Below are 24,445 nucleotides of genomic sequence, written 5' to 3'. Positions count from 1 at the left end.
CGTCTAACTATTATTTTGTTTTGATTGAAATGCAATCGCATAAAATTTGAATTGTTTTATCATCGCCAATAATCCGTTTGCACGTGTTGGAGATAAAAATTCTGATAAACCAATTTCGTTGATAAAATCTGTATCCGATTCTAAAATATCTTTTGGCGTTTGATGATTGTACATTCTCACCAATAATGCCGCAATTCCTTTTGGTAAAATAGCATTAGAATCAGCTTTAAATTCGATAGTATCACCGTCCAATTCTGCATCTAACCAAACAGAAGATTGACAACCTTTGATGATTTTATCATCTGTTTTTGCTTCTTCTGGTAAAGTATTTAAGCTTTTTCCTAACTCGATCAAATATTCGTAGCGTTGTTCCCAATCTTCAAAAAATGAGAATTCGTCTACTATTTCGTTTTGAATTTCTTTAATTTTCATACTACAAAGTTAGAAAGTTTTTGATAGTTTTTCCTCAAAAAAAGACGTTAAATAGCTCGATTCTTTTAGATTTCTTATTTTTGTGTTTTGATAAATTTCAATTCCCAAAAAATGAAGTACACTTTCATTGTTAATCCAAATTCTGGAAACGCAAAACACGATATTTCGCTCGATTTTTTACAATCAAAATTTGATTCTTCAGATGAAATCGTTTTGAAAGAAACTGCTTATCAATTTCATGCAAAAGAATTGGTGAAGGAGGCGATTGCTGAAAATTCGGATGTGATTGTTGCGTGCGGTGGTGATGGGACAATCAATGAAGTGGCGAGTGCTTTGGTGAAAAAAAATATTCCATTGGGAATAATTCCTGCCGGATCTGGAAATGGTTTGGCAACAAATCTTAATATTCCGAAAGATCCTAACAAAGCGATTGAAATTATCAAATCAAATGCAGTTCATACGATTGATGTTGGTAGAGTAGAGAACAAGTTTTTTTTTAGTAATCTTGGTTTTGGGATTGATGCAGAAGTTATCAAAACGTATGAAGAAAATCAAAAGCGTACGATTACTGGTTATGTTGATGCATCTGTGAAAACATTGTTGAATTATAAATCGAAATTATTTCGTCTTTATATAGATGATGTAATTATCGAGAAGAGTTTTTATTATCTTTTCTGTTCTAATTCTAACATTGCTGGTTACGGGATCTCTTTTACACCAAAAGCTGATTTGTCTGATGGAGAATTGGATTTATTGATGATAGAAGATTTAGATGTTTTCGAGCAGTTTTATTTTTCGGTATTGGTTTTAGCCAAAAAGATTGATTTTTTGAACAAAGCAAAGTATCGAAAAGTTAAGAAATTTAAGATTGAAAGTTTAGATCATAATCCGATTACGTATCAGCTTGATGGAGAGATTCATAAAACCGATTCACTTCAAGTAAAAGTTAAGGTATTACCAAATGCTTTAAAAATCATTTTTTAAACCTTAATTATCTATTTAATTAACAATATAAATTGTACATTTTCAATTAATTAAAATGTTATTAACGATTTGTTTGTAACCAATTTCATCATCAATTTATTTATTAATCTTCGCATTCGTTGTAACTTTGATTAAAATTTTTGCAATGAATACGCCTTATAAAATTTTAGCAATCGATTCTAATCATGAATGTCTGAATAATGGACTTCGCGAAGTAGGTTTTATTGTTGATGAAGATTATACTTCGCCCAAAGAAATCATCGAACAAAAGATCAATGAATATGATGGAATGATTGTAAGGAGTAGATTTCCAATTGATAAAGATTTTTTGGCAAAAGCAACGAATTTAAAGTTTATTGGTAGAGTAGGGGCAGGCTTGGAGAATATTGACGAAGAGTTTGCTGCCGAAAATAACATTGTTTTATTTAATTCTCCCGAAGGAAACCGTGATTCTGTTGGTGAACATGCGATTGGTATGTTGTTGATGTTGATGCATCATTTGCGTAGAGCTGATAACGAAGTTCGTAATGGAATTTGGAAACGCGAAGAAAATCGTGGTGATGAGTTGAAAGAAAAAACGGTTGGGATTATTGGTTATGGAAATATGGGAAACGCTTTTGCGAGACGTCTGCAAGGTTTTGAAGTCAATGTAATTTGTTATGATATTTTGCTAAACAAAGGAGATGAATTTGCAAAACAAGTTACGTTAGAAGAGTTTTTTGAGCAAGCTGATGTTGTGAGTTTACATACGCCGCAAACGCCGGAAACGATGCAAATGATTAATGCAGAATTTATTTCTAACTTCAAAAAACCATTTTATTTTGTGAATACAGCTCGTGGAAAATCTGTTGTAACAAAAGATTTGGTTGAAGCAATGAAAACTGGAAAAGTTTTGGGGGCTGCTTTAGATGTTTTAGAATTCGAAAAATCGAGTTTCGAGAAATTAGTTGCATCTGAATTACCAGAAGAATTTCAGTATTTAATTCAAGCAGATAATGTTGTTTTAGCCCCACATATTGCTGGTTGGACGCATCAAAGTAAAGTGAAATTAGCAGAATTTATTCGTGATAAAATAATAGATTGGAAGGATAATCAATAAAATGATTAATTGATATAAGTTAAAAAGGTTCCTAAATTTCGGAACCTTTTTTCATTTTGTAAGTTTTTTGTAAACTTTATACAAAATAACTGCTACTATAATAACAAGAACGATTTGGAGTAGAATCCAAAGTATCACATTAAATGTCGATTCGCCTGAAATTGATAGCATATATATGTCTCATGTGTTAACTGAATACTAAAATATAAATTATTTTTAACATTTCGTTAATGATTTAAAAAAAGTTCTATTCATCATCTTGATGTGTTAATTGATAACTTATCACATATCAATAGATAAGTTTTTTTTGCACCATAAATTTGTATAAAAATAAATTACTATGAATTACCAAATATTTAAATCAGAATCAAGAGGAGGAGGAAATCACGGATGGTTAAACTCTAAACATTCTTATAGTTTTGCGAATTATTACGATCCAGCTCGTATTCATTTTGGTGCATTGCGTGTTGTAAATGATGATATAATTACTGGAGGTATGGGATTTGGAAAACATCCTCATGATAATATGGAGATTATTACAATTCCTACAAAAGGAGGAATTTCTCACGAAGATTCAATGGGAACTGGTTCTGTAATTGAGTCTGGGGATGTACAAGTAATGAGTGCAGGTACAGGAGTTTTTCATAGCGAAATGAATGCTTATGAAAACCAAGAAGGACATTTTTTTCAGATTTGGATTATTCCAAATAAAATGAATGTTGAGCCTCGTTATCAACAAATTTCTGTTCGTGAAGTTGCTAAAGAAAACGAATTATACCAAGTTCTTTCTCCAAATGCGGACGATCAAGGAGTTTGGATTCATCAAGATGCATGGATTTTCTTAGGAAATTATATAGAAGATAAACAAGAAACATATAAAGTACAAAAAGAAGGAAATGGTGTTTTCTTTATGGTTGTTGAAGGAGAAGTTGAATTTGATGGAAACAAATTGGGAAGAAGAGATGTCATCGAGATTAAAGATACAAACGAGTTTTCGTTTAATGTAACGAAAGATTCTCGCTTGATGTTAATCGAAGTTCCTATGGATATTTAGAAATTTTTTCAAGTTTTAGTTGTTTTATATATAGAGCAGATTTCAGAAATGGAATCTGCTTTTTTTGTTAAAAAAATATCATTATCAACACAAGTATTTAGTATATTTACTGCTTATAAAACTTTAACTCAAAACGTATTAATCTATACTATATGAAACGTTTATTAATCATTGCATCTTTCGCTTTAATGATTATCAGTTGTAAAAATGATAACATTGAAATTGATTCTACATCTGCACAAACTTTTAGTGAAACGGTAGACAAAATTTCGAAGGCTTTGCCTGTTATGCAACAAGATAAATTTAAGGAAGCTTTGCAAATTATTTTCGAGTACAACACAAGTCAATCAATGGATAATGAAGCGCGTTGGGGAATTGTGCGTACGTTGTTGGATGGAAAAACGGTAGATGAAGTTTTTGATATTGCTGAAAAAGTTGCGTTACAAAATAAATTTACTTGGAATAGAAATCAAGTTCCTTTGGTGAATGGAATTCCAAAACCAGGTGCAATTGAAACTGTAGAAACGCCTACTGAACCAACTTCTAATGTACAACGTTTTGATTTTAGTGTAAAACAAGATGATACAGGAATTGCAATTTCGCCATTCTTTTATAATGCACAAGGAGAGGAAATACAGTTAGATCAAGCTGTAACAGCAACGATAGAAGTTTTTAATTCAGGTAGTATTGTGTACACATTTCGTTCGACAATTGATCCAAATTCGATGGATGATTTGTATAGAAAGAATGCAATTAATATTAAATATTCATCTTTAGATGCTTCTAAAATTAAAAGTGATCGTTTGGATATTTTGGTTCGAATTCCGAATTCTGAACGTTATTTAACGAATCGTAAAGCAGTAAAAGTTCCGTTGAATTTAGTTGGAGCTACAGAAGTTGTAGATTCGGCTGCGGTTGAAAGTACGCCTGCTCATGTGAGCAAAGAAGCAGGAATGGTAAAATCTCTTTCGAATCGTTTTATGACGAATTTATCGAAGAAGAATTATTCTGGCGCTTTTGCATTGACAAGAAGTGGAGAGTGGAATACTTTTCAAAAATTTTCTTCTGATGAAACAATTAAAAATTTAGAGCAAGCAACAATTAATGATGCAAAAGTGTTGGATGCTGGCGAAAAAGTTGCATTAGTAGAAGTTCATGCAAATTTAAAAGACCAGTCTTCTAAGACGTATCAAGTGACTTTAGAAAAGATCAATAATAAATGGTTTGTGGTTAATTTTAAATAATTATAAACTTATTAAACATAAAAAAAGCGTTCAAGATTTGAACGCTTTTCTTGTTTTATGTTGAAATGAATTATTGTCCGTTTGCTTCTTTAGCAGCGTCCGCTTTCATTTTTGCATTTGCAGTAATCGCAATTTCTACACGACGGTTTTGAGCACGTCCTTCTGCAGTTGTATTATCAGCAATTGGCTCTTCTAAACCTTTTCCTTTAGATGTTAAACGAGAAGAAGCAATACCTTTAGAAACTAAATAGTCTTTTACAGATTGTGCACGTTTTTGAGATAATGGTAAGTTATAATTTTGAGAACCTACGTTATCAGTATGTCCAACGATTAATAAATCTGTATCAGGATATTCGTTGAAAACTTCTACTAATTTATCTAAGTTAGATTTAGCAACAGCAGTTAAAGAAGCTTTGTTGTAATCAAAGGTAACTTTAGAGTTTTCATCTAAAATTAAGTTAATTCCTTCTTCAGTTCTTACAACTTCTGCACCTGGTAAAACTTGCTCAATTTTTTGCGCTTGTTTATCCATATTGTTACCAATAACACCACCAGCAGCTCCACCTACAGCAGCTCCGATTACAGCACCTAAAGCAGTGTTACCACCTTTACCGATATTATTACCTAAGATTCCTCCAATAACACCACCAGCTACAGCACCAATACCAGCACCTTTTTGTGTATTATTTGCATTTTGTACAGCTGTACAAGAAGACATCATAAATGATCCTCCTAATACAATTGCGGCTATTTTAGTATTTATTTTTTTCATAATTTCTAAGTTTTTTAAATTGTTGATTAACGTACGAAGTTATAAATCACTTGAGCAATTTTTCCGTTTGCATTGATATCTTGTACCAATTTCATCGAATTTGCATCAACATAATCTACACGCATTTTATATCCTGCTGTATTTTGTTTCGCTTTGATTCCTGTAACATCTTTGAAGATGAAATAAGTTGTAGAACCATCTTGTTGTAAATCCCAAATAATGTTAGCCGTTCCTGAAGGACAATCTCCACCTGCATTATTGAAAGTGTAAGTTCCTTTTTTGTTGTTTTGAACCAAGTTCCAAGTAGAACCTTCATAACATTCTGGATTTGCTGTGTCAAAAACTTTCGCAACTGCATCAGTAATTTTTACATTACCTTGTACCTCGTTTGTTGTTAAACCTTGGTAGTCTACATTTGTCAAAGTCCATGCACCTCTTACTTCTTTACCTGTTTGTATTTCTTGTTTTGCAACGGTTGTAGATGCACAAGAAGTTAAAAATGCTGAAGCGCATATCCCAAATAATAAAATACTTTTTTTCATAGCTATTTATTTTATCTATTATTAATCTTAAAAAACGGCTTTTATAAATTAGATTTAATAAAGTTTTAGAAAAAAAACGATTCCTAATACGTCTGATTAGATAATCATTCTTTAAAAACGCTTATTTTAATTTTCAGCTTTAATAATATAGATTAAAGACGAATATTGACCTGTTTTTTTAGCTTGAGTATTAGACTTCAAACCAATTCTAAGCGCATTGATAAAACCTAACTTATTACCTTTATATTTTTCAGATAGTAGACTCACATAAAATGAATCTAATTTCATCGGGTGGATAGATTCAATTTTCATACCAAAGTTGCTAAATAACTTTCGCATGCTGGTTTCTGTGAAATGCCATAAATGACGAGGTACATCATAAGCCGCCCAATGTTCACCATAATATTTAGCATCATACGATTGGTGGTTTGGTACAGCTATTACTAAGATACCACTTTTTGTTAAATGTTTCTTTAGTTCTGTAATTATTTCTTTCAGATTAGGGATATGTTCTAAAACATGCCACAAGGTAATCACATCATACTTTTCTGTATTCTGTTCTAATTCTGTAGAAGTAACTTTTTCGATTCCAACTTTTGATTGCGCAATTCGTCTTGCCGAATCATTTGGTTCCATTCCCAAAACATCGTAACCATTTTTTTGAAGATGCTCTAAAAAATCTCCAACGCCACAACCATAATCTAGAATTTTTTTACCAGTACCAACTTTATTAATCAATTCTAATTTATTATTTAGATTGATTGATTTTGCCATTTGATAAAAACGTTCGAAAATAGATTTCTTTCCATCGGTATGGGAAATGTAATTTTTACTTTCGTAATACTTTCCTAAATTTTCGATAGGCTGGGGGAGAGTATACAAAACTTCGGTTTCTGAATCTTCGTAAATCTCGAACTTTTCTCCTGTTAAAAAATAATCTTTTAAATCTAATTTCTTAATACCAGAAAATCCTTCTTTTGAAGGATTTTCTTGAGATGTTTCACGTGGAACATTTTCCATATTATCTTCCCATGTAAATTAATAATACACTTATGTCTGCTGGCGACACACCACTAATTCTTGATGCTTGCGCTACCGTTGCAGGTTTTATTTTTGTTAATTTTTGACGAGCTTCTATCGACATCGAACCAAAAACATGATAATCTATATCAGCTGGAATTTTTAGATTTTCCAAACGATGCAATTTATCTGCATTCTGTTGTTCTTTCTTAATATAACCTTTGTATTTGATCTGAATTTCTGTTTGCTCTAATTCTTCTTGATCGTATTCATTCGTTTCAATAAATTCTTTCACACGATTCAATTTTGTGAAGTCAGAAAGCTTTAATTCAGGACGAGAAATAACCGAAATCATTTTGTTTGGTTGTTTCAAAGGTGTTCCTTCACGCTCTTCAATTACATCATTTATCTCTTGTGGCTTGATAGAATTTTCTTCGAAATAATTAACAAGCTTTTCAGCTTTATCAAATTTTTCTTCCATTCTTCTCAAGCGATCTTCTGAGGCTAAACCAAGTTCAAAACTTTTTCGTGTTAAACGTTCATCTGCATTATCTTGTCTCAATAAGATACGATATTCTGCACGAGACGTAAACATACGATAAGGTTCTTCTGTACCTTTTGTAATTAAATCGTCGATTAAAACTCCTATATATGCTTCGTTACGATTTAAGATAAATGGATCTTTTCCTTTAATTTTTAACACAGCATTTATACCCGCCATCAAGCCTTGAGAAGCAGCTTCTTCATAACCTGTTGTTCCGTTAATTTGTCCAGCACAATATAAATTATCAATTAGTTTAGTTTCTAACGTATGTTTTAATTGTGTCGGTGGGAAATAATCGTATTCGATGGCATATCCAGGACGCAAAATTTTTGCATTTTCAAAACCAGGAACAGAACGTAAAGCTCTTGCTTGAATATCATCAGGCAAAGAAGTTGAGAATCCATTTATGTAGAATTCCATTGTGTGCCAACCTTCCGGTTCTGCAAAAATTTGATGACGATCTTTGTCTGCAAAACGATTAATTTTATCTTCGATAGATGGACAATATCTTGGTCCAGTCGATTTAATTGTTCCGTTAAACATTGGAGAACGATCAAAACCTTCGCGCAATAAATCGTGAACTTCTTGATTTGTATAGGTAATCCAACAAGAACGTTGTTTTGTTAATTTTGGCGTATTTGTGTAAGAGAATTTCGAAGGATTTTCATCACCTGGTTGTTCAACCATTTTCGTATAATCGATAGAACGACCATCTACACGAGGAGGAGTTCCTGTTTTCATTCTTCCAGCTTCGAAACCTAAATCAACCAATTGTTCCGTAATTCCAAAAGCAGCAGATTCTCCCATGCGTCCACCTCCAAATTGTTTTTCTCCGATATGAATCAAACCATTCAAGAAAGTACCATTTGTAAGAACAACAGATTTAGAACGAATTTTCATTCCCATTGCTGTAATTACTCCACAAACTTTACCATTTTCAATGATTAAATTTTTAACCATATCTTGAAAGAAGTCAACATTCTCTGTTCTCTCTAAAGATAAACGCCATTCTTCTGCAAAACGCATACGATCTGATTGTGCACGTGGAGACCACATTGCAGGACCTTTTGATTGATTCAGCATCTTGAATTGAATCGCAGTTTTGTCGGTAATAATACCAGAGTATCCACCTAAAGCGTCAATCTCGCGAACAATTTGTCCTTTTGCTATTCCACCCATAGCAGGATTACAAGACATTTGTCCGATTGTTTGTAAGTTCATTGTAACAAGAAGCGTTTTTGCTCCTAAATTGGCTGCTGCCGCTGTTGCTTCTGCACCTGCGTGACCACCACCAACTACAATTACATCATATTCTGATTGAAATATCATTTGATTGTAAACTTATTTTTCTTGTTAAAATAATAAATGTTCCACGTGGAACATTATTGATTTAGATAGCTACTAAATGTTTCTAAATATTGATTTTCTTTAGCAGTCATCAATTCTTTGTCATCTGGTTCTTTGTCCATATAACCAGCAAAATGTAATATTCCGTGGATAACAACACGAGCCAATTCGTCCTCAAAAGAAACACCATTTTGCTCTGCATTATCTTTGATTCGTTCGACGCTAATAAAAATATCACCCATCAATTCGTCTTCAATAGAATTATCGAAACCGATAACATCTGTGTAATAATCGTGGTCTAAATATTGTCGATTAATTTGAAGTAAGTATTCGTCATCACAGAAAATATAGTTTAAATCTTCTATTGTTTTCCCTTCATTCTTCATACTCTCTACGATCCAATCTATCCAAGTTTGAGCATCTTTTAGCTCAAAATCTGTTTCGTAAAATATTTCTATCATTGTTCTAAAACCAGTAACCTAAACTTAAATTAAATAATCCTTTTTTTGTGTAAGGCAAATAACTCCAAATGAAATTTAAAGGTCCTAATGGACTATCGTAGCCATAGGTAACGCCATACCCAAGATATTTGTAATCTGTTAAACTTAATTGCTCAAATCTATCTGTGATATTTGCAATATTCATAAATACACTTGTGTAATGATTTTTCAAAATTCGAGCTTGAATATGAGAGCCAAAAAGCAATTGATTGTCGCCAATCGCAGAGCCAAAAGGAAGCCCATAAAACTTGGTATAATTTAAAAAATCTTGTTCAACATAACCTCCGATATAAAACTTCTGAGGCATTGTTACATTATCGTTGAAAAAGGTTCCAAAGTTAGCAGTAAATCTGTAACTTAGGAAATTATTTAACGGAAAATTTGCCTCTAAACTCGATTCTAACAAATAGTTATTTTCAAATCCAGTTACATTAGAATCAAACAAATACTTAAAGCTTCCATCAAATTTTAAACCACTACGCGCAAAATTTGCATTATTTCGATTATCTGCTTTAATATATCCATACGCTTTCCAATAATAACCTTCGGATTTTGCTGGAAATTCTTCATTAGAAGCAATAAAATTATTTGTGAAAACTTTTGTGTATTGATGCTCTAATCCAACGCCAATCGCAAATTTTTCTTTAATCGTGGATTGAATATAGAGTTGATTGATGTATTCTCTAAAGTTATAATTTACTTTTTTGTAGATATTATCTTGACCAAAGAAGTTTCTTAAATCAATTTCTTTGTCAAAATAATGCGAAAAAGAGTTGAAACCAATACTTGGAAAATAACCATTATCAATGAAAAAATTGATGTTATATCGCGCATAGTCTCCAACCACAACATCAGCAGAAAGCACCGAGTTTTTGACAAATAAATTCTTTGAAGTAAAGTTTAAAAGTAATCCTGTTTTGAATAAATCATCGTAATGTAATCCAAAACGGATTGATTGTTTGGTCTTATTTTCTTGAACTTTTAATGTCAATAAATTCTCTTCATCGTTAATTTCTGAGATTTTATACGTGATATTATTGAAGTTTCCTGAAGCATATAATTTCGAAATTCCAGCTTTTAAATCATCATATTTTATAATTTCAGGAGTACGAATCCCTAGCTTACCTTCGATATAATTCTTGTTGAAATTCTTCAATCCTTCTACTTCAATTTCTTTCACCAAAACATAATCATCAAGTTTAATTTCGTTTCGAGTTTTGTTTGAAGCATGCTGTTTTTTTGCAATTTCTTTGAGTTGATCATATACTTTTTCAGAAGCAATAAGTCCACGATTGTAAATAGAATCTACTTCGTCAAAACTTGTAACTGCATATTCTTTTAACTCTGGTTTAATCAATAAATCGACTAATTTCTTTTGTTCATCCGTTTTTTTAACGATACTCATCGTCATAATTTGACTCAAAATATCAATAGCAGAATTTAGATCATCACGTTTTTGTAAACCATCACCTAATTCGACGCCGATAATAATATCAGCCCCCATATCTTTCACTTCTTTCACGGGGAAATTGTTGACAACGCCTCCATCAACATATATTTTACCATCAATTGTGACAGGATCTAACATGGTTGGATAAGCGCCCGAAGCCAAAATAACGCGAGGTAAAAATCCCGAACGAAAGACTTTTTCTTCTCCAGTTTCGAGATCGGTTCCGATACAGACGAAAGGTGTTGGAAGTTTATTGAAATCATCAATATCATGAACTGGACGCAATAAATAGGTCAACAAATCAAGTGGACCTTGTCCTTTTGAAATGGCATTAGGAATCGTTAATTTGAACTTATCAAAAGGTAATTCTAAGATGTATTTTTCTTTGTATGCTTTCTCGAAAAAAGGAATTTCTGCACGATCTTTATTTTGAGTAATCAGCGAAGAAATGTCAAATTGATGCATGATTTTCTCGAGTTCATCAGGCGTATATCCAGCCGCATATAATCCGCCGATAATTGCGCCCATACTTGTACCTCCGATGTAATCAATTTTGATTCCAGCTTCTTCAATTTTCTTCAAAGCGCCAACATGTGCATAGCCTTTTGCGCCACCACCACTCAATACAACACCCACTTTTAGACGCGTTGAATCGTTCTTCGTTTCTTGTGCAAAAGAAATGGTTGAAATAATGAAAATGAAAGCAAAAAGACTGCGCATAAATTGATCTAAATTGAGGAATAAAGATAGCAATTTTGAATCTAAGTTGTAGAATTGTTTAACCTATTCTACATTATTTTCATAACAACTTAAATAATATGAAAATTTCGAAAAGTCTGCAGAAAAAGCTTTATTTAGTTTTAGAAAAGGCTTTAGTTTTTCTATTTGTGAAACAGAAAGTGGATATGAATCATAAATTTCTGATGGATAATCATCCTTATTTAGGATAAAATCATTTAAATAAAGAAGAATCTGTTCAGATGTTATTTCTAATTCGAATTCATTGTTCAGAGAATCGTCAGAATTATTATACTCTTCAATTAATCTAATTATTTTATCCATTTATTTTTTTTTAAATTACAAAAAAAGAGCTACTTTTCTGTAACTCTTTCAATAAATTATTCTTTGTAATAAACGCGTTTTATACGTTGGGAAACCGAAGTTAAGACTTCATAAGGAATTGTTCCTAACCATTCGGTAACGTTAGCTAAAGTTGGCGAGTTTCCAAAAATAGTCACTTCGTCACCTTCTTTACATGGAATATCGGTAACATCAACCATCATCATATCCATACAAATGGTTCCGGTAATTGTAGCCAAATGCCCGTTGATACCTACTTTTCCTTTTCCGTAACCAAGTGAACGACGAATTCCGTCTGCATAACCAACAGGCAAGGTTGCAATTTTGGTATGACGCTCCGCTGTAAAACGACGACCATAGCTTACAGTTTCGCCTTTTTCAATCTCTGAAATCTGAGAAATTACCGTTTTGAAACGCACAACAGGTTTCAAATATTTCTCCATAAAATCGGTATATTCAGAGTAGCCATACATTCCGATTCCTAAACGAACCATGTCATATTGATGTTCTCCATACGCTACAATTCCAGGAGAATTTAATGCATGTTTGATTGGTTTTATGTTTAAAGCAGTTGTAATTACTGAATAACTATTATCAAAACGTTCTAATTGATATTTCGCATAATCTTCCTGCTCTGGCATATCGGCAGTTGCTAAATGCGTGAAAATTGAGCGAACATAAACATGTGAATTATCTTTTAGAATTGCAATTAACTCTTCGAAATCATCTTCATGAAAACCAAGACGATTCATACCCGTTTCCATTTTTAGGTGAATTGGATAAGGCGAAGAAATCTGTTTTTCTTGTAGTTTCTGAATAAATAGTTTCAAGACGCGCAAACTATAGATCTCTGGTTCTAACTGATAATCGATAACCGTTGAATAACTACTCTGTTCAGGATTCATCACAATAATTGGAACGGTAATTCCGGCCTCGCGTAATTCTTTTCCTTCGTCTGCAATTGCTACGCCTAAGAAATCGACACCGTTATTTTGTAAGGTATTTGCCACCTCAAAACTTCCTGTTCCATAACTATTTGCTTTCACCATACACATCAATTTTGTGGTAGGTTTTAGTAACGAACGGTACACATTTATATTCTCGATAAGGTGTTGCAAATTGATTTCGAGAACAGAATCGTTGGAACGTGTTTCTAATTCATTCGAAATTTTTTCTAATTTGAACGGACGAGCACCTTTTAATAAAATAGCTTCGTTGTCGACATTTTGATGACGGAATTGTTCTAAGAATTCTTCAGTCGAATTGAATGAACGAACATAAGATTTGAATAAATGTTTGAACTGAGAAATTTTTTCTCCAATCAAAACTATTTCATCAAAATGATAAGGGTTGACTAAATCTGCCGCTTGTTGATATAAATCTTGATCAGATAAGTTACTTTGTAAAATATCCGTCAATACCAACGATTTTTTGTCGCGTGGTTGTTGATTTAACACATTTAGTCCAATTTTTAATGAATTTAGATCAGAATTGAAAGTATCATTAATTAAAATTGAATGATTAATCGCTTCTTTAATTTCCAAACGCATTTCGATTGGTAGAAGTTGATTAAATTCGTTTTTAAGTTGTTTATAATCAATATTTAAACTGATTAAAGTCGTTAAGCAAATTAAACTATTTTTAATCGAAGCATCATCGATAAAAGGAATCGAATAAGTGAATTCTTCTTGATTATGTAAAATAGAAATTTGTGTATTAGTTTGATTACTTTGTATTTGCTTGATTTGTACAGTGGCAGAATTGGAGTAACCATATGTATATTTATCTATTTGTGCTAAATGAGCGTTTTCAAGAATAGCTTGATGAACTTTTTCGTTTTCGATATTGAAAACTAATTTATCAACATGAGAAAATAGTTTCAGTTTTTCCTGAATCAATTCATCTTGATTTTTAAAATTCTCTAAATGCGCTTCTCCGATTTTTGTCAACACACCAATTGTAGGTTGAATAATTTCTTCGAGATTTTGCATTTCATTTGGCATCGAAATTCCAGCTTCGAAAATACCCAAATCGTTTTTCTCTTCCATTTGCAAAACAGAAAGTGCTGCTCCGAATTGAGAATTGTAACTTTTTGGACTACGAACAATCGAGAATTTTTTCCATAACAATTGATTCAACCATTCTTTAACAATCGTTTTTCCATTGGAACCGGTAATTCCGATCACAGGAAAATGAAATTGTTTGCGATGAATTTTTGCCCAATTTTGTAAAGCAAGTAGTGGATTTTCGACCTCGATAAAATTTGCATGAGGCAAATTTGTCAACGCTTTTTCCACGACAAAATTTCGAATTCCTCTTTGATAAGCGTCTTGCAAATACAAATGCCCGTCTTTTTGGTTTCCGTGAAAAGCAAAGAAAATTCCGTGAGTTGGATTGACAATCATGCGCGAATCAAAGAAAATTTGATCGATGATTTCGTCTCCATTTCCAATCAAAGTACCGTTGATGATACTTGCAATTTGATTTAGATTATAAGTTTTCAACTTTGTGTTTGTTATGTTCTTCCCAGAAAGCAACTCGGCTTAATGGTTCGTATTCTAGTACTTCGCCAAGCTCTACAAGGCGATCACTGTCAATTTTTCGGTGCGAATAATTGGCTAAATTTCCTGTACGAACGCAGATTGCATGCACTTTTGTTACATACTCGGCAGTTGCCATTAAATTGGGCATAGGACCAAAAGGACGACCTTTGAAATCCATATCCAAACCAGCAACAATAACGCGTTTGCCTTCATTCGCCAATTGATTGGCTACGTCTACAATACCGTCATCAAAAAATTGTGCCTCATCAATTCCTACCACATCGCAATCATCAGCCAATAATAAAATTGCTGAAGAATACTCAACCGGTGTTGATGTAATAGAATTTTGATTGTGTGAAACGACTTCGCGGTCCGCATAACGCGTATCTATCGTAGGTTTGAAGATTTCGACACGTTGTTTGGCAAATTCGGCACGTTTTAGACGGCGTATAAGTTCTTCGGTTTTACCAGAAAACATTGAGCCACAGATGACTTCTATCCATCCACTTTTTTTGTTATGATTAAAGGTATTTTCGAGGAACATAGTTCAAATAATTTAGATTAAAATGTGAGAACAAATTTACGGAATAAATTAGATGAAAGAAGTAAAAAGTAGATTAAAGCTCATCTTGAAACTTTAGATGAGCTTTAGTGTAGATGTATAGCGCGCTTAACTTACTTTTATTTTGCCTATATAGGCTGAATTTGATGCAAATAAGTTGTCTGCATTTACAAATGCTATCCATACATGTAGCTCTTTGTCTTGGTAGCGAGGTAATAATGTAAATTCGTGTGATAAATCTGCACGAATACTTGTTGTTTGAAAAAATAGTGTCCCAACATTTAGATCATTATCTTCTGCTAATAAGGCTACCATGTAGTCTGTTTCGGCAATGGTTCCTGATGCATTGTCCGCCCAATCTATTACAATAGTAAGTGGTGTAGGAGAACTAATGGCTAGTGGTTGAGGATCGATTCCTTTTCCTTTGGAAAATTGGATTTGGTGATAGTTAGGAATGATTTCTAAGTTTTCCATATCGCATTGAAATGCATTGATTACGTTACTCATCGCAGCGTTGTAAGTAGATCGTAGACCTACTTTTGTGCCAAAGAAAGCCTTAACGTATTCCCTGTAACTGGCAATAAAGAGTACGGCTTTGTTGAACCGATCTTTGATTAAGGCTTGTTTTGGAGATGGAGCTTTGGTTGATTTTTTAGGACGAATACGAGATATTTCGTATCCGTTGACATTTGCAATTACAATACGTCCTGTACGACCTGATGTACCTGAAATGATGCTGTCAATAACTTTACCCATAATTTTGTGTTTTTTAGTTAAACTTGGTTTTAATTGTTATAGTGAATTTAGGTCAGGAATTGACATCTTTTTATAAGTTGCAATGAAATGGAATGATTTGGAAGGGTGTGTACTGTTTTGATTAGTGTTGTACTTTTCTGCGGCGTCTGTTCGGTTGTTCTTCGGTTATGTGCCGTAACGCTTCGGTGTTTGTTCGGTGTTTGTGTGGTTGTGATGAAGAAATTGGGCAGAAAAAAAGAGCCTTGATAGGCTCTTGGTTATTTGATTAATTGTTTGAGGATTGCTTCGTATACCTCGTGTCGGAAATAAACGTTGCGTCCAAAGTAATTGTATGCTTTTAAGATTTTCTTTTTCCTATAATTGTATAATGTGCTTTTACAAATTTTTAGGTATTGTAGCACATCCCTTTCTTCCATTAGGTATAAATCTAAAGAACTAATGTTACCATCTTCGAATGCTTGTTGCATTTTGTTGATTTCTTCAATTAATTGTTGAAACCAATTTACTGAGTTTAATGGTTGACTCTTCATAGTACAAGTTGTAAGACTTATATAAAATTAATCTATTATCTTATTGATTTTACATAAGAAGTGAATTGTCCCCCCAATTGTCCCCCTTAAAAATAATAATACTTGTGTGTTTTTATTGATTACGGAAGTGGTTTGTTGTAGCTTTTGAATAAATGACCATATAGTTACATAGAAATAGATGAGTCTTTGATTTTAGAAATCAGTAGTTTGCTCATCGTTTTTTCATCTTTGATGAAGGTTAGTACTTGTTTAAACTTTTGAATAAAATAACCACATAGATACATAGAAATTGATGAATTTTTGATTTTAGTAATCAGTAGTTTATCATAGTTTATCATCTTTGATGAAAGTTATTGTATATTTATTTTACTTATCTTAGTGAGGAAAGGGATAGGAGGTGTTGAGTATGATGTGAGTGTGGTTGAGCTTATGGAAATTGTAAAATATAAGGATGGAATACAATGTTAATATATAAAAATAATTATGAAATTTCGATTTAACTTTTTAATATTCTCGGTATTTTTTTATTCGATAATTGCCTTAATCTATGTATTAAATTATGAACCATTTTTATTAACGAGAGTTGTTCTTCCTCTAATTTTTATTTTTCTTTTTTTATATAGAAATAAATTCACTTGGATTTTTTTAATTATTCTATTAGTTTCAAGTATAATAACATATACTTTACAATGTAATTATCCTATATCGAACTATCTTTACGGATATATGTGTAGGAGAAGACCTCTTGAAGTTTATATTTATCTATCTAAATATATTCCTCTAGATGTAACTACTTATTTTTATAAAATGATATATTTAGGATATTTATTTTTAGCTTTAATAATTTTAAATCTAAGAAAATATAAAAATATATATGGTTTTAGGTAAAAAAGATATTCCTGTAAATGAGATTATTTTAAATTAAAACTAATAACTTGTTTATACTTTTAAATATAATCACCACATAGATACATAGAAATTGATGAATTTTTGATTTTAGTAATCAGTAGTTTATCATAGTTTATCATCTTTGATGAAGGTTATTGTAGATTTATTTTATTTATCTTAGTGAGGATAGGGATAGGAGGTGTACCTAAATGGAAAAAAGAGAAGTATTATGGGAGTACCCTTAAAATTTTGTTTCTTGTTTATTTTTATTATGTATTCTTGTTCATCATTACAGGATATTAATGATAAAACAGAATATAGGTTAGTAAATATTGATTCAACAAGTTATCAATATAATAAATTATTATTTTTAGAAAATAATTCAGAAGTTTATGTTGTTGTAATTCAGAAAAATAAAAATTGTTCTTTTCTTGAAGGAGAAACATATAGATTAAAATTAAAATCAAATTTACCCATAAATTATCCTAATCATAAAGATTTAAATTCTCAGTATATGTATCATAATGAAGTTGTCTATTTTATACAAAAAGATGCTACTAAATGGGGCTTTTATAAGATCGAAAATGATAAAAAGTATTGTAAGTAGTAAATAGAAATGAGAATTATTCAAAAAATATTAATAGTTATAAATATCTTAGTTGTATTTATAACTATTCAATCTTGTTTTACGACAACTAATTTAAAACAAGAGAAAATAGTAATTGATAAAAAATTATGTTTAATAAAGGCGATTCCTGGAGAAAGTAGAGCTCATATATTTTTTGTGTCTGAAAAAGGTGAATTGAGTTATTGTATTGGTCAGGTACTTAATTTTGAATATGGGAAATTTAATATAGATAGAAAGTATAAGATTAAGACTATTGCGTTAAACTTAAAAGAAATAGAAACATTAAAAGTTTCTTTTTTGAAAATTTCGGAAAGTTCTTTATATAAAGATACTTCTGTTGTAAAGGATAATTGGCAATACAGTCTATATTTAGATGGAATAAAGAAAGGATTTTGGTATTCAAACAATACGGAAATAATACCCAAAGAGCTAAAAGACATTACCTATATTATAGAAAACAAGATTAAAGTTTTACATGAATTACCAGGAACATCTTAAGACAAGATAGTGTTTCAGATGTGTAGTTGCACTAGATATTATTATAAATAAATTCACAATACCATAAAAAGGCAGACGGAGGTTTGCCTTTTGTTATTTTTAGTAAATCTTTTATTTTTTTATGGGAGATAGTTGTTCGCTTTTATAGTAAAGTAAAAAGTCTCACAACTTGTATGAGACTTTTTGAACTATTTCTTAATAATTGTTTTTTCGTTTATTGTACCCAAATCATCAACAAATTTGAAGTAATATAAGCCAGCTGGTAAAGTTTGTAAATTAACTTTAAGAGCAGTTGCATTTTTATTATTTCCTGATACAACAACTTTTGCATTGATATCATAGACAAACCACTCGTTAATACCAACTGTACTATTTATTTGTACAAAATTTGATGTTGGGTTAGGAGAGATGGTGAAAGTGTTTTGATAACTTAAATTATTCGAAATAGAAATCATATCTTCTCCCATTCCTATATAGGCTGTTAATTCTTCATTTTCTAAAGATATAAATTCATTATCCTTTGTACAAGGTTTTATATAAGCTCTAAATTTTGATTTAGCATTAAATCCAGGTTTAAGGAAAATACTATTTGATCTAAAAATAACATTTAAATTTTCATTGATAGGAGCACTTGCATTTATAATATTTCGAGATTTATATTCTTTTGAATTTATTATAGGATTCGTAATATTCATAACATCCTGACAAATAAAAGGAGCTGTTATGAATGTTTTTTCAGCGCTAAAAGTTCCTCTAATTCCATTTGAACATTTGGCTGCAACTTTCCAAGAGTAAGTTGTATTGGGTGCTAAATCAATGATAAGACGATTGTTTGTAGTTGAAGAAAAGCTTTTAGTCCCATTAGGAGTTGTTAAGAGTATTTCATAATCATTCGCACCTGAGACACTATTCCAAGAAAAATTAGCTTGCGAATCTGTAATATTATAATTTTGTAAATTCGTAGGGATTGGTAAAGAACATGGAATATTATTACTTGTATAATTTATCTGTATAGAGATGATTTTTTCCTCAGTAATATTTTGACCTTGCGCTGTTACATAACCATATATTGCTTTAAATTTGTATTCTGTAACTCTTGGAGTTGTAAAAGTGTGTTTAAAACCTAATGTTATTTTTACTTGCCCTCCTGGTTGTACAGCTTGTGTACCTTCAGGAAACTTACCTGTATAACCATTGTCTGTAGAAACAGGATGTATATTAGCTCCCATATTTGAAGGAAATCTATTATTAGAAAAAACAATTTCAACAAATCCAGTTTGACCATACGAAATTACATCGGATTTATTCCCTATAGTCACCTGAGAATATACTTTGAATATAAGTAAAAGTAATAAAAAACTAAATAATTTTTTCATAGATTATTTTTTAGTTTCTAATTCATTAATTCTTTCTTCTTGTTGAGCCATTTTTTTGTTTTGCTCAATTAGTAACAATGTCAATTCTTCTATTTTTTGTAAAAGAAGATTGTTCATTTCACCTACTTTTAATCCTTTTTCTTGAATTTCTTTTGCAGATGGAATACCTGGTAAATGATTGTTTTCTTTTACAAATTTTTCTACTTCTTCTAATTTAGGGAATTCATAATCTGCTTTTAACTCAGATTTTCCTGTAAAGTATTTTTGGAATACATAATCTGCAGGTACAGCCAGATCTACAATAATTTCTTCTGCATGTATTTTGCCTTTTACAGTTAGTTTTTCGTCAGGATTAGAGGTTCCAATACCTAATTTTCCAGCAGTTAAAACCATTTGTTCTGTGCCATTAGAAAAGAATTTCAAGCCATCCCATCCAGATAAGCCAACAACATTTCCTATTCTAGATAAACCATAATGAGCTACTTTTTGGTTATTATAATCGAATGTATTAAAAGTATTAAAACCTAAAAGTGTTCCATAAAAACTTGCATTTTGGCCATATAAATCTCCTTCTATTGCTGTTTTACCAACAATACTTACACCTTCAGTAAATCCTAAATGATAATTGATTACAAGTTGATTGTTAACAGGAGAGATGGCATTTTTCCAAACTAAGTCTCCATTATCATAGCGTCTTATTTTAAGATCACCAGATGAAGCTGATAAGTCAAAGGCGTTTGTATTGATTTGTGCAGATAAAGAAGATGCTCCAATAAGTGCAACTAAAGTTGATAATAAAATTTTTTTCATAATTGTTTTGTTTAATTTTTAATAAAATATTTTGATATAGGGTTTGAATTTTTAAATTCTAATATGATTATATAGTTTCCTTTCTGAAATAAAGAGACATCTATTAGTAAATTTTGTGTATAAGAAACATTTTTACTAATTTTTAGATTTCCACTTGTGTTGTAAATAGAATAGCTTACAATTTGAGCTAATGAAGATGATATGTTAAGATATTGTGTTGTGGGTATAGGAAAAATTTGTATTTTATTGTCTTTTCTACTTGTGTTATCTTTTCTAGATCCTATTACAGTTCCAGTTTCATTTTCTAAAGTAGATTTAAAGTTTTTTGAAGCAGGTTTTATTCTAATTTGATAACTGTCTTGTGGAATTATTCTTACTTGCCCCCCCTGATCTGAAAATATTAAACTTCCGCTGAAATATGTATTAGCGTTATCTGTAGTAATTACAATGTTTTCTGAATCAAAATCAAGTGATACATTTAAATTTTCGCCCATAATAAAATTAGTTATAAATTGTTGAGCATTAGTTTGATTAAATGTTATTAAGACAAAAAGGAGTAAAAGTTTCTTCATAATTTTTTTATAAAAATATGTAAAGAGAAATCTCTGTGGTATACCATATTTATGGTATTTTTATTTCATGAACATTAAACTTTACTTACTTACTATTTTTATTTTTTCAACAATTATTTTTGGTCAACAAAATAAATATGATGAAGTTGTACGTCAATATTACTCTATTTATGAAAACCATGCAGATTTGAACAAAGCATATATAGCTGTAGAAAAAGCGTATAAATTGAGTAAGTATATAAAATCTGAAAAATGGTTAGCTAAAACAGCTTATGGTGTTGGTTACTGTAATTATGTTTTTGAAAAAGATTCTATAAGTGAGATTTATTTAAATGAATCTATTTTAAATGCTGAAAAATCAAAAGATTACGAAATATTAGCGAAAGCTTTTAATGTAAAGGGAAGTATTTACAATTATCAGAAAAATTATAAAAAAGCATTAAATTATTTTCATCAATCAATTAGATATTCTGAAAGTATTGATCAATTATCTGATAATACTGCTAATGTGTTGAGTAACATAGCTAATATTTATATTACTGAACATGATACAATTAATGCAAAAAAGTATTATCATGAAGCTGTAAAGATTCAACGAAAGAATAGGTTGTATAAATCTTTGAGTAATACTTATAATAGTTTGGGAGTATTATATATGGATACGAATAAAGATAGTGCTTTGTATTATATCAATAACTCATTAATGTTAGCTATAAATAATAAATTGGAGAATGAATTGGTTGATAAATATCTTAATCTCGGGATAATCTATCTTAATTTTAATGATATTAATAATTATGATAAAGCTAAGTATAATCTAATAAAAGCATTAAAACTAGCGTATAAACATAAGACATCTAGGTACAAATTTCAAGGAAATTTATATTTAGGAATCTATTATAAAAAAGCAGAACGAGATTTTATAACATCAAAAAACTATTTAGAGACAGCATTATCACTTATTAATAATAATAAAGACAAAGAATACAATTTGGCTTTGTATAAAGAACTTTCTGATGTTTATTATAAATTATCTGATTTTAAGAATGCATATAAATTTAAGAGTTTAGAGAATGACTTAAAAAATCAAATTTCAGATACAGAAAAAAATAAGCAAATTCATGAAATTCAAACAAAATTTGATGTGGAGCGAAAAGATTTTCAGATTGATTTATTGCATCTTCAACAAAAGAATCAAGAGATAGAAAATCGTTGGATAATAATCGTATCACTTATTAGTATTTTAGGATTGCTGAGTTTAGGAATATTGTATCGAAGTAAACAAAGAAAGAAGAATTTATTGCAACTACAACAGAGCGAGGTGAAACGAATGCAAGATGTTGTGAAAAGTCAAGATAATGAACGAAACAGAATAGCAAAAGAGTTGCATGATGGAGTAGGAAATAAGTTGGCTGTTTTCAAAAATATTCTATATCAAGATGTTTTTACTCAAGAAGATATAGATTATTTACAGACTGGAACAAAAAATTTGATGAAAGAAATTAGAGAAATTTCTCATAATTTGAGTTTATCTATTTTAAATCAAAAAACGGCTTTAGAATTAGTTGTAGAATTAGTTGAGACTTTTCAGCGGAAAACAACAATAAATATCGAATTAATTATCTATCCTAATGAGGCTTTTGATTTGTTGGATGAAGAACAAAAAATACATCTTTATAGAATTTTACAAGAAATTCTTCATAATATATATAAACATGCTGATGCTCAAAATGTCTCAATAACTGTGACAAGACATCATATGATGTTTAATTTGATTATAGAAGATGATGGAAAAGGATTTGATATAAAAGAAACAAAACAAGGGATAGGAATTTTGAATATTAATGAGCGAATAAATCTTATAGGAGGAGTATTGAAAGTGGATTCGGTATTAGGAAATGGAACAACAATAATTATAACGTTAAATGAAGAAGATAAGAATAGGATTGGTTGACGATCATCAACTTTTTTTAGATGGTTTAATAAGATTATTAGAACAAGAAGATGATTTCGAAATTGTTTTTTCAACAACAAAAGCCATTAATCTACTCGATAAACTAAATGATGTTTTGATTGATATTTTGATTGTAGATATTTCTATGCCTGATATAAATGGATTAGAATTAATACATAAAATTAGGGATCAATTTTTTTTAGGGAAAATAATTGTTATTAGTTCTTATGCGAATAGCATAGATAAGTCATGTGTAGATGCTGCATTATTGAAAGAGGTTTCTAAAAAAGAGTTATTTGAAACAATAAAATCTGTACATAATGAAACCTATAAAAAGCATGACAATGTATTGGGTACTACTAGTATTTTTTCTTCTTTTTTGAGTAAAAGGGAAAAAGAGATTGTTAATCTGATAGCAATAGGTTTAACAGTACACGAAATGGCTGATAAAACATTTTTGAGTAAGCATACGATAGAAACACATAAGAAAAATATATTTTTAAAGCTAGAAGTTACAAATAATGCAGAACTAATAAAGAAAGCAATGATGTTGGGGATTATTGAATTATAATTTATGCAATAGAATTTATAAGAAAAGAGATTTTTTTGCGTTTAATGAAAAAACTATCTAATTTATTGTTTTGAGTATGAAAAAATTTTTATTAAGCACTTTATTGATTTCTTCGTTTTTAACCTTATCGTCTTGTGGAGATAAAAAAGGTGGAAGAAATGATTTGTCTGAAAAGGAAGAAGTAGAGAAGGATTCTACTAAAGGTGTAGTAGTAACTCTAGAAGGGGTTTTTCCGACGAATGATGTATATCAGTTGTTTTATTCTACAACTGATCAATATGATGAAAAAAAATCTCTTCATGTTCCTGTTTATGGTCAACAAGTATTACAAAAAGTTGTATTTAAAATTCCAGAAGGAGAAAAACCATTGTATATTCGTGTAGATATGGGATCTAATCCTGCGCAAACTATAGCAACGATTAAAGAAGTTAAATTTAGTTATAACGAAAATGATTTTAAAGTAGATAATAAAGATGTAATAGGTAAATTTTTTGTTAATAACCCTAGTATAGAATATAATCCTGTAACTTTATCATTAAACTTGAAAGCTGATCAAAATAATGTTTATGATCCATTCATGATAAGTAATGATGAATTAAAAAAATCTTTAAATAAATTATATAGTTCAAATTCAGCTAAATAATTTTAAACAAAGATACTATGTATAGAAGAAGAAACTGGTTTTTGTA

24 protein-coding genes are annotated in these 24,445 nt (G+C 30.5%); 9 read left to right on the top strand and 15 right to left on the bottom strand.

The annotated features are described in order from the left end of the window. Window positions 1-3: 3 nt before the first annotated feature. Window positions 4-432 (bottom strand): SufE family protein, encoded by a 429-nt coding sequence (locus B2217_RS03775; RefSeq protein WP_038336207.1) that lies wholly within the window; start codon window positions 430-432, stop codon window positions 4-6. A gap of 111 nt (window positions 433-543) precedes the next feature. Between B2217_RS03775 and B2217_RS03770 the strand changes: the two genes are divergently transcribed. The 4 genes from B2217_RS03770 (at window position 544) to B2217_RS03755 (ending at window position 4,813) form a co-directional block, all read left to right on the top strand. Next, window positions 544-1,416, top strand: coding sequence for a diacylglycerol/lipid kinase family protein (locus B2217_RS03770; protein ID WP_180905542.1), 873 nt, complete (start codon window positions 544-546; stop codon window positions 1,414-1,416). 145 nt (window positions 1,417-1,561) lie between these two features. After that, on the top strand, window positions 1,562-2,515 hold the full coding sequence (locus B2217_RS03765) for a 2-hydroxyacid dehydrogenase (protein WP_180905543.1): 954 nt from the start codon (window positions 1,562-1,564) through the stop codon (window positions 2,513-2,515). A 340-nt stretch (window positions 2,516-2,855) separates the two neighbouring features. Further along, a complete protein-coding gene (locus B2217_RS03760; protein WP_291122109.1) occupies window positions 2,856-3,569 on the top strand; it encodes a pirin family protein in 714 nt (237 codons plus the stop codon). 152 nt (window positions 3,570-3,721) lie between these two features. Next, window positions 3,722-4,813 carry a hypothetical protein gene (locus B2217_RS03755; RefSeq protein ID WP_291122108.1) on the top strand — a complete coding sequence of 364 codons (1,092 nt, stop codon included), beginning with the start codon at window positions 3,722-3,724 and terminating at the stop codon, window positions 4,811-4,813. Between the two features lie 70 nt (window positions 4,814-4,883). On the opposite strand, the gene B2217_RS03750 is transcribed toward B2217_RS03755, so the two are convergent. The 11 genes from B2217_RS03750 to B2217_RS03700 all read right to left on the bottom strand — a co-directional run bounded on the left by B2217_RS03750 (window position 4,884) and on the right by B2217_RS03700 (window position 16,459). Continuing rightward, window positions 4,884-5,585 (bottom strand): OmpA family protein, encoded by a 702-nt coding sequence (locus B2217_RS03750; protein ID WP_286486618.1) that lies wholly within the window; start codon window positions 5,583-5,585, stop codon window positions 4,884-4,886. A 26-nt stretch (window positions 5,586-5,611) separates the two neighbouring features. Then, the gene (locus B2217_RS03745; protein WP_038336217.1) at window positions 5,612-6,127 is read right to left on the bottom strand and encodes a lipocalin family protein; all 516 of its coding nucleotides are present in this window, start codon (window positions 6,125-6,127) and stop codon (window positions 5,612-5,614) included. 126 nt (window positions 6,128-6,253) lie between these two features. Further along, window positions 6,254-7,147, bottom strand: coding sequence for a class I SAM-dependent methyltransferase (locus B2217_RS03740; protein ID WP_180905545.1), 894 nt, complete (start codon window positions 7,145-7,147; stop codon window positions 6,254-6,256). A 1-nt stretch (window position 7,148) separates the two neighbouring features. Next, complete coding sequence (mnmG, locus tag B2217_RS03735) at window positions 7,149-9,020, bottom strand: tRNA uridine-5-carboxymethylaminomethyl(34) synthesis enzyme MnmG (RefSeq protein ID WP_180905546.1); 1,872 nt, start codon at window positions 9,018-9,020, stop codon at window positions 7,149-7,151. 53 nt (window positions 9,021-9,073) lie between these two features. Next, window positions 9,074-9,499: an rRNA maturation RNase YbeY gene (gene ybeY / locus B2217_RS03730; protein WP_286478541.1), complete on the bottom strand. Its 426-nt coding sequence runs from the start codon at window positions 9,497-9,499 to the stop codon at window positions 9,074-9,076. 4 nt (window positions 9,500-9,503) lie between these two features. Next, the gene (locus tag B2217_RS03725) at window positions 9,504-11,708 is read right to left on the bottom strand and encodes a patatin-like phospholipase family protein (RefSeq protein WP_291122107.1); all 2,205 of its coding nucleotides are present in this window, start codon (window positions 11,706-11,708) and stop codon (window positions 9,504-9,506) included. A gap of 63 nt (window positions 11,709-11,771) precedes the next feature. Continuing rightward, a complete protein-coding gene (locus tag B2217_RS03720; protein WP_280049806.1) occupies window positions 11,772-12,050 on the bottom strand; it encodes a DUF7683 domain-containing protein in 279 nt (92 codons plus the stop codon). Window positions 12,051-12,106: 56 nt separating this feature from the next. After that, complete coding sequence (locus B2217_RS03715) at window positions 12,107-14,572, bottom strand: bifunctional UDP-N-acetylmuramoyl-tripeptide:D-alanyl-D-alanine ligase/alanine racemase (protein WP_291122106.1); 2,466 nt, start codon at window positions 14,570-14,572, stop codon at window positions 12,107-12,109. Next, window positions 14,559-15,155 carry a thymidine kinase gene (locus B2217_RS03710; protein WP_291073183.1) on the bottom strand — a complete coding sequence of 199 codons (597 nt, stop codon included), beginning with the start codon at window positions 15,153-15,155 and terminating at the stop codon, window positions 14,559-14,561. The genes B2217_RS03715 and B2217_RS03710 overlap by 14 nt, the downstream gene beginning before the upstream one ends. Window positions 15,156-15,281: 126 nt before the next feature. Further along, a complete protein-coding gene (locus B2217_RS03705) occupies window positions 15,282-15,929 on the bottom strand; it encodes a DUF6266 family protein (protein WP_180905551.1) in 648 nt (215 codons plus the stop codon). Window positions 15,930-16,186: 257 nt separating this feature from the next. Further along, entirely contained in the window at window positions 16,187-16,459 is a 273-nt protein-coding gene (locus tag B2217_RS03700; RefSeq protein ID WP_038336224.1) for a helix-turn-helix transcriptional regulator, read from the bottom strand. A 1,117-nt stretch (window positions 16,460-17,576) separates the two neighbouring features. On the opposite strand from B2217_RS03700, the gene B2217_RS03695 reads away from it, so the two are divergent. Both B2217_RS03695 and B2217_RS03690 read left to right on the top strand, forming a co-directional pair. Next, window positions 17,577-17,954, top strand: coding sequence for a hypothetical protein (locus tag B2217_RS03695; RefSeq protein ID WP_180905552.1), 378 nt, complete (start codon window positions 17,577-17,579; stop codon window positions 17,952-17,954). Between the two features lie 9 nt (window positions 17,955-17,963). Continuing rightward, window positions 17,964-18,473, top strand: coding sequence for a hypothetical protein (locus B2217_RS03690; RefSeq protein WP_180905553.1), 510 nt, complete (start codon window positions 17,964-17,966; stop codon window positions 18,471-18,473). A 188-nt stretch (window positions 18,474-18,661) separates the two neighbouring features. Here B2217_RS03690 and B2217_RS03685 read toward each other — a convergent pair whose 3' ends face one another. From B2217_RS03685 to B2217_RS03675, 3 genes are read right to left on the bottom strand one after another with little or no spacing between them, the layout of a single operon-like run. Beyond that, on the bottom strand, window positions 18,662-19,849 hold the full coding sequence (locus B2217_RS03685; RefSeq protein WP_180905554.1) for a 3-coathanger stack domain-containing protein: 1,188 nt from the start codon (window positions 19,847-19,849) through the stop codon (window positions 18,662-18,664). A 3-nt stretch (window positions 19,850-19,852) separates the two neighbouring features. Next, window positions 19,853-20,659 carry a hypothetical protein gene (locus B2217_RS03680; RefSeq protein WP_180905555.1) on the bottom strand — a complete coding sequence of 269 codons (807 nt, stop codon included), beginning with the start codon at window positions 20,657-20,659 and terminating at the stop codon, window positions 19,853-19,855. Between the two features lie 11 nt (window positions 20,660-20,670). Further along, entirely contained in the window at window positions 20,671-21,231 is a 561-nt protein-coding gene (locus B2217_RS03675) for a T9SS type A sorting domain-containing protein (RefSeq protein WP_180905556.1), read from the bottom strand. Window positions 21,232-21,298: 67 nt separating this feature from the next. On the opposite strand from B2217_RS03675, the gene B2217_RS03670 reads away from it, so the two are divergent. The 3 genes from B2217_RS03670 (at window position 21,299) to B2217_RS03660 (ending at window position 24,399) form a co-directional block, all read left to right on the top strand. Continuing rightward, window positions 21,299-23,185, top strand: coding sequence for a tetratricopeptide repeat-containing sensor histidine kinase (locus B2217_RS03670; RefSeq protein WP_180905557.1), 1,887 nt, complete (start codon window positions 21,299-21,301; stop codon window positions 23,183-23,185). Next, on the top strand, window positions 23,157-23,756 hold the full coding sequence (locus B2217_RS03665) for a response regulator transcription factor (RefSeq protein WP_180905558.1): 600 nt from the start codon (window positions 23,157-23,159) through the stop codon (window positions 23,754-23,756). The genes B2217_RS03670 and B2217_RS03665 overlap by 29 nt, the downstream gene beginning before the upstream one ends. Window positions 23,757-23,832: 76 nt before the next feature. Further along, the gene (locus tag B2217_RS03660) at window positions 23,833-24,399 is read left to right on the top strand and encodes a hypothetical protein (RefSeq protein ID WP_038336030.1); all 567 of its coding nucleotides are present in this window, start codon (window positions 23,833-23,835) and stop codon (window positions 24,397-24,399) included. Window positions 24,400-24,445: the final 46 nt, after the last annotated feature.

The sequence above is a fragment of the Empedobacter sp. UBA7620 genome, from assembly GCF_002484185.1.
GTDB lineage: Bacteria > Bacteroidota > Bacteroidia > Flavobacteriales > Weeksellaceae > Empedobacter > Empedobacter falsenii_C.
This window is presented reverse-complemented; position numbering and strand designations above follow the sequence as displayed.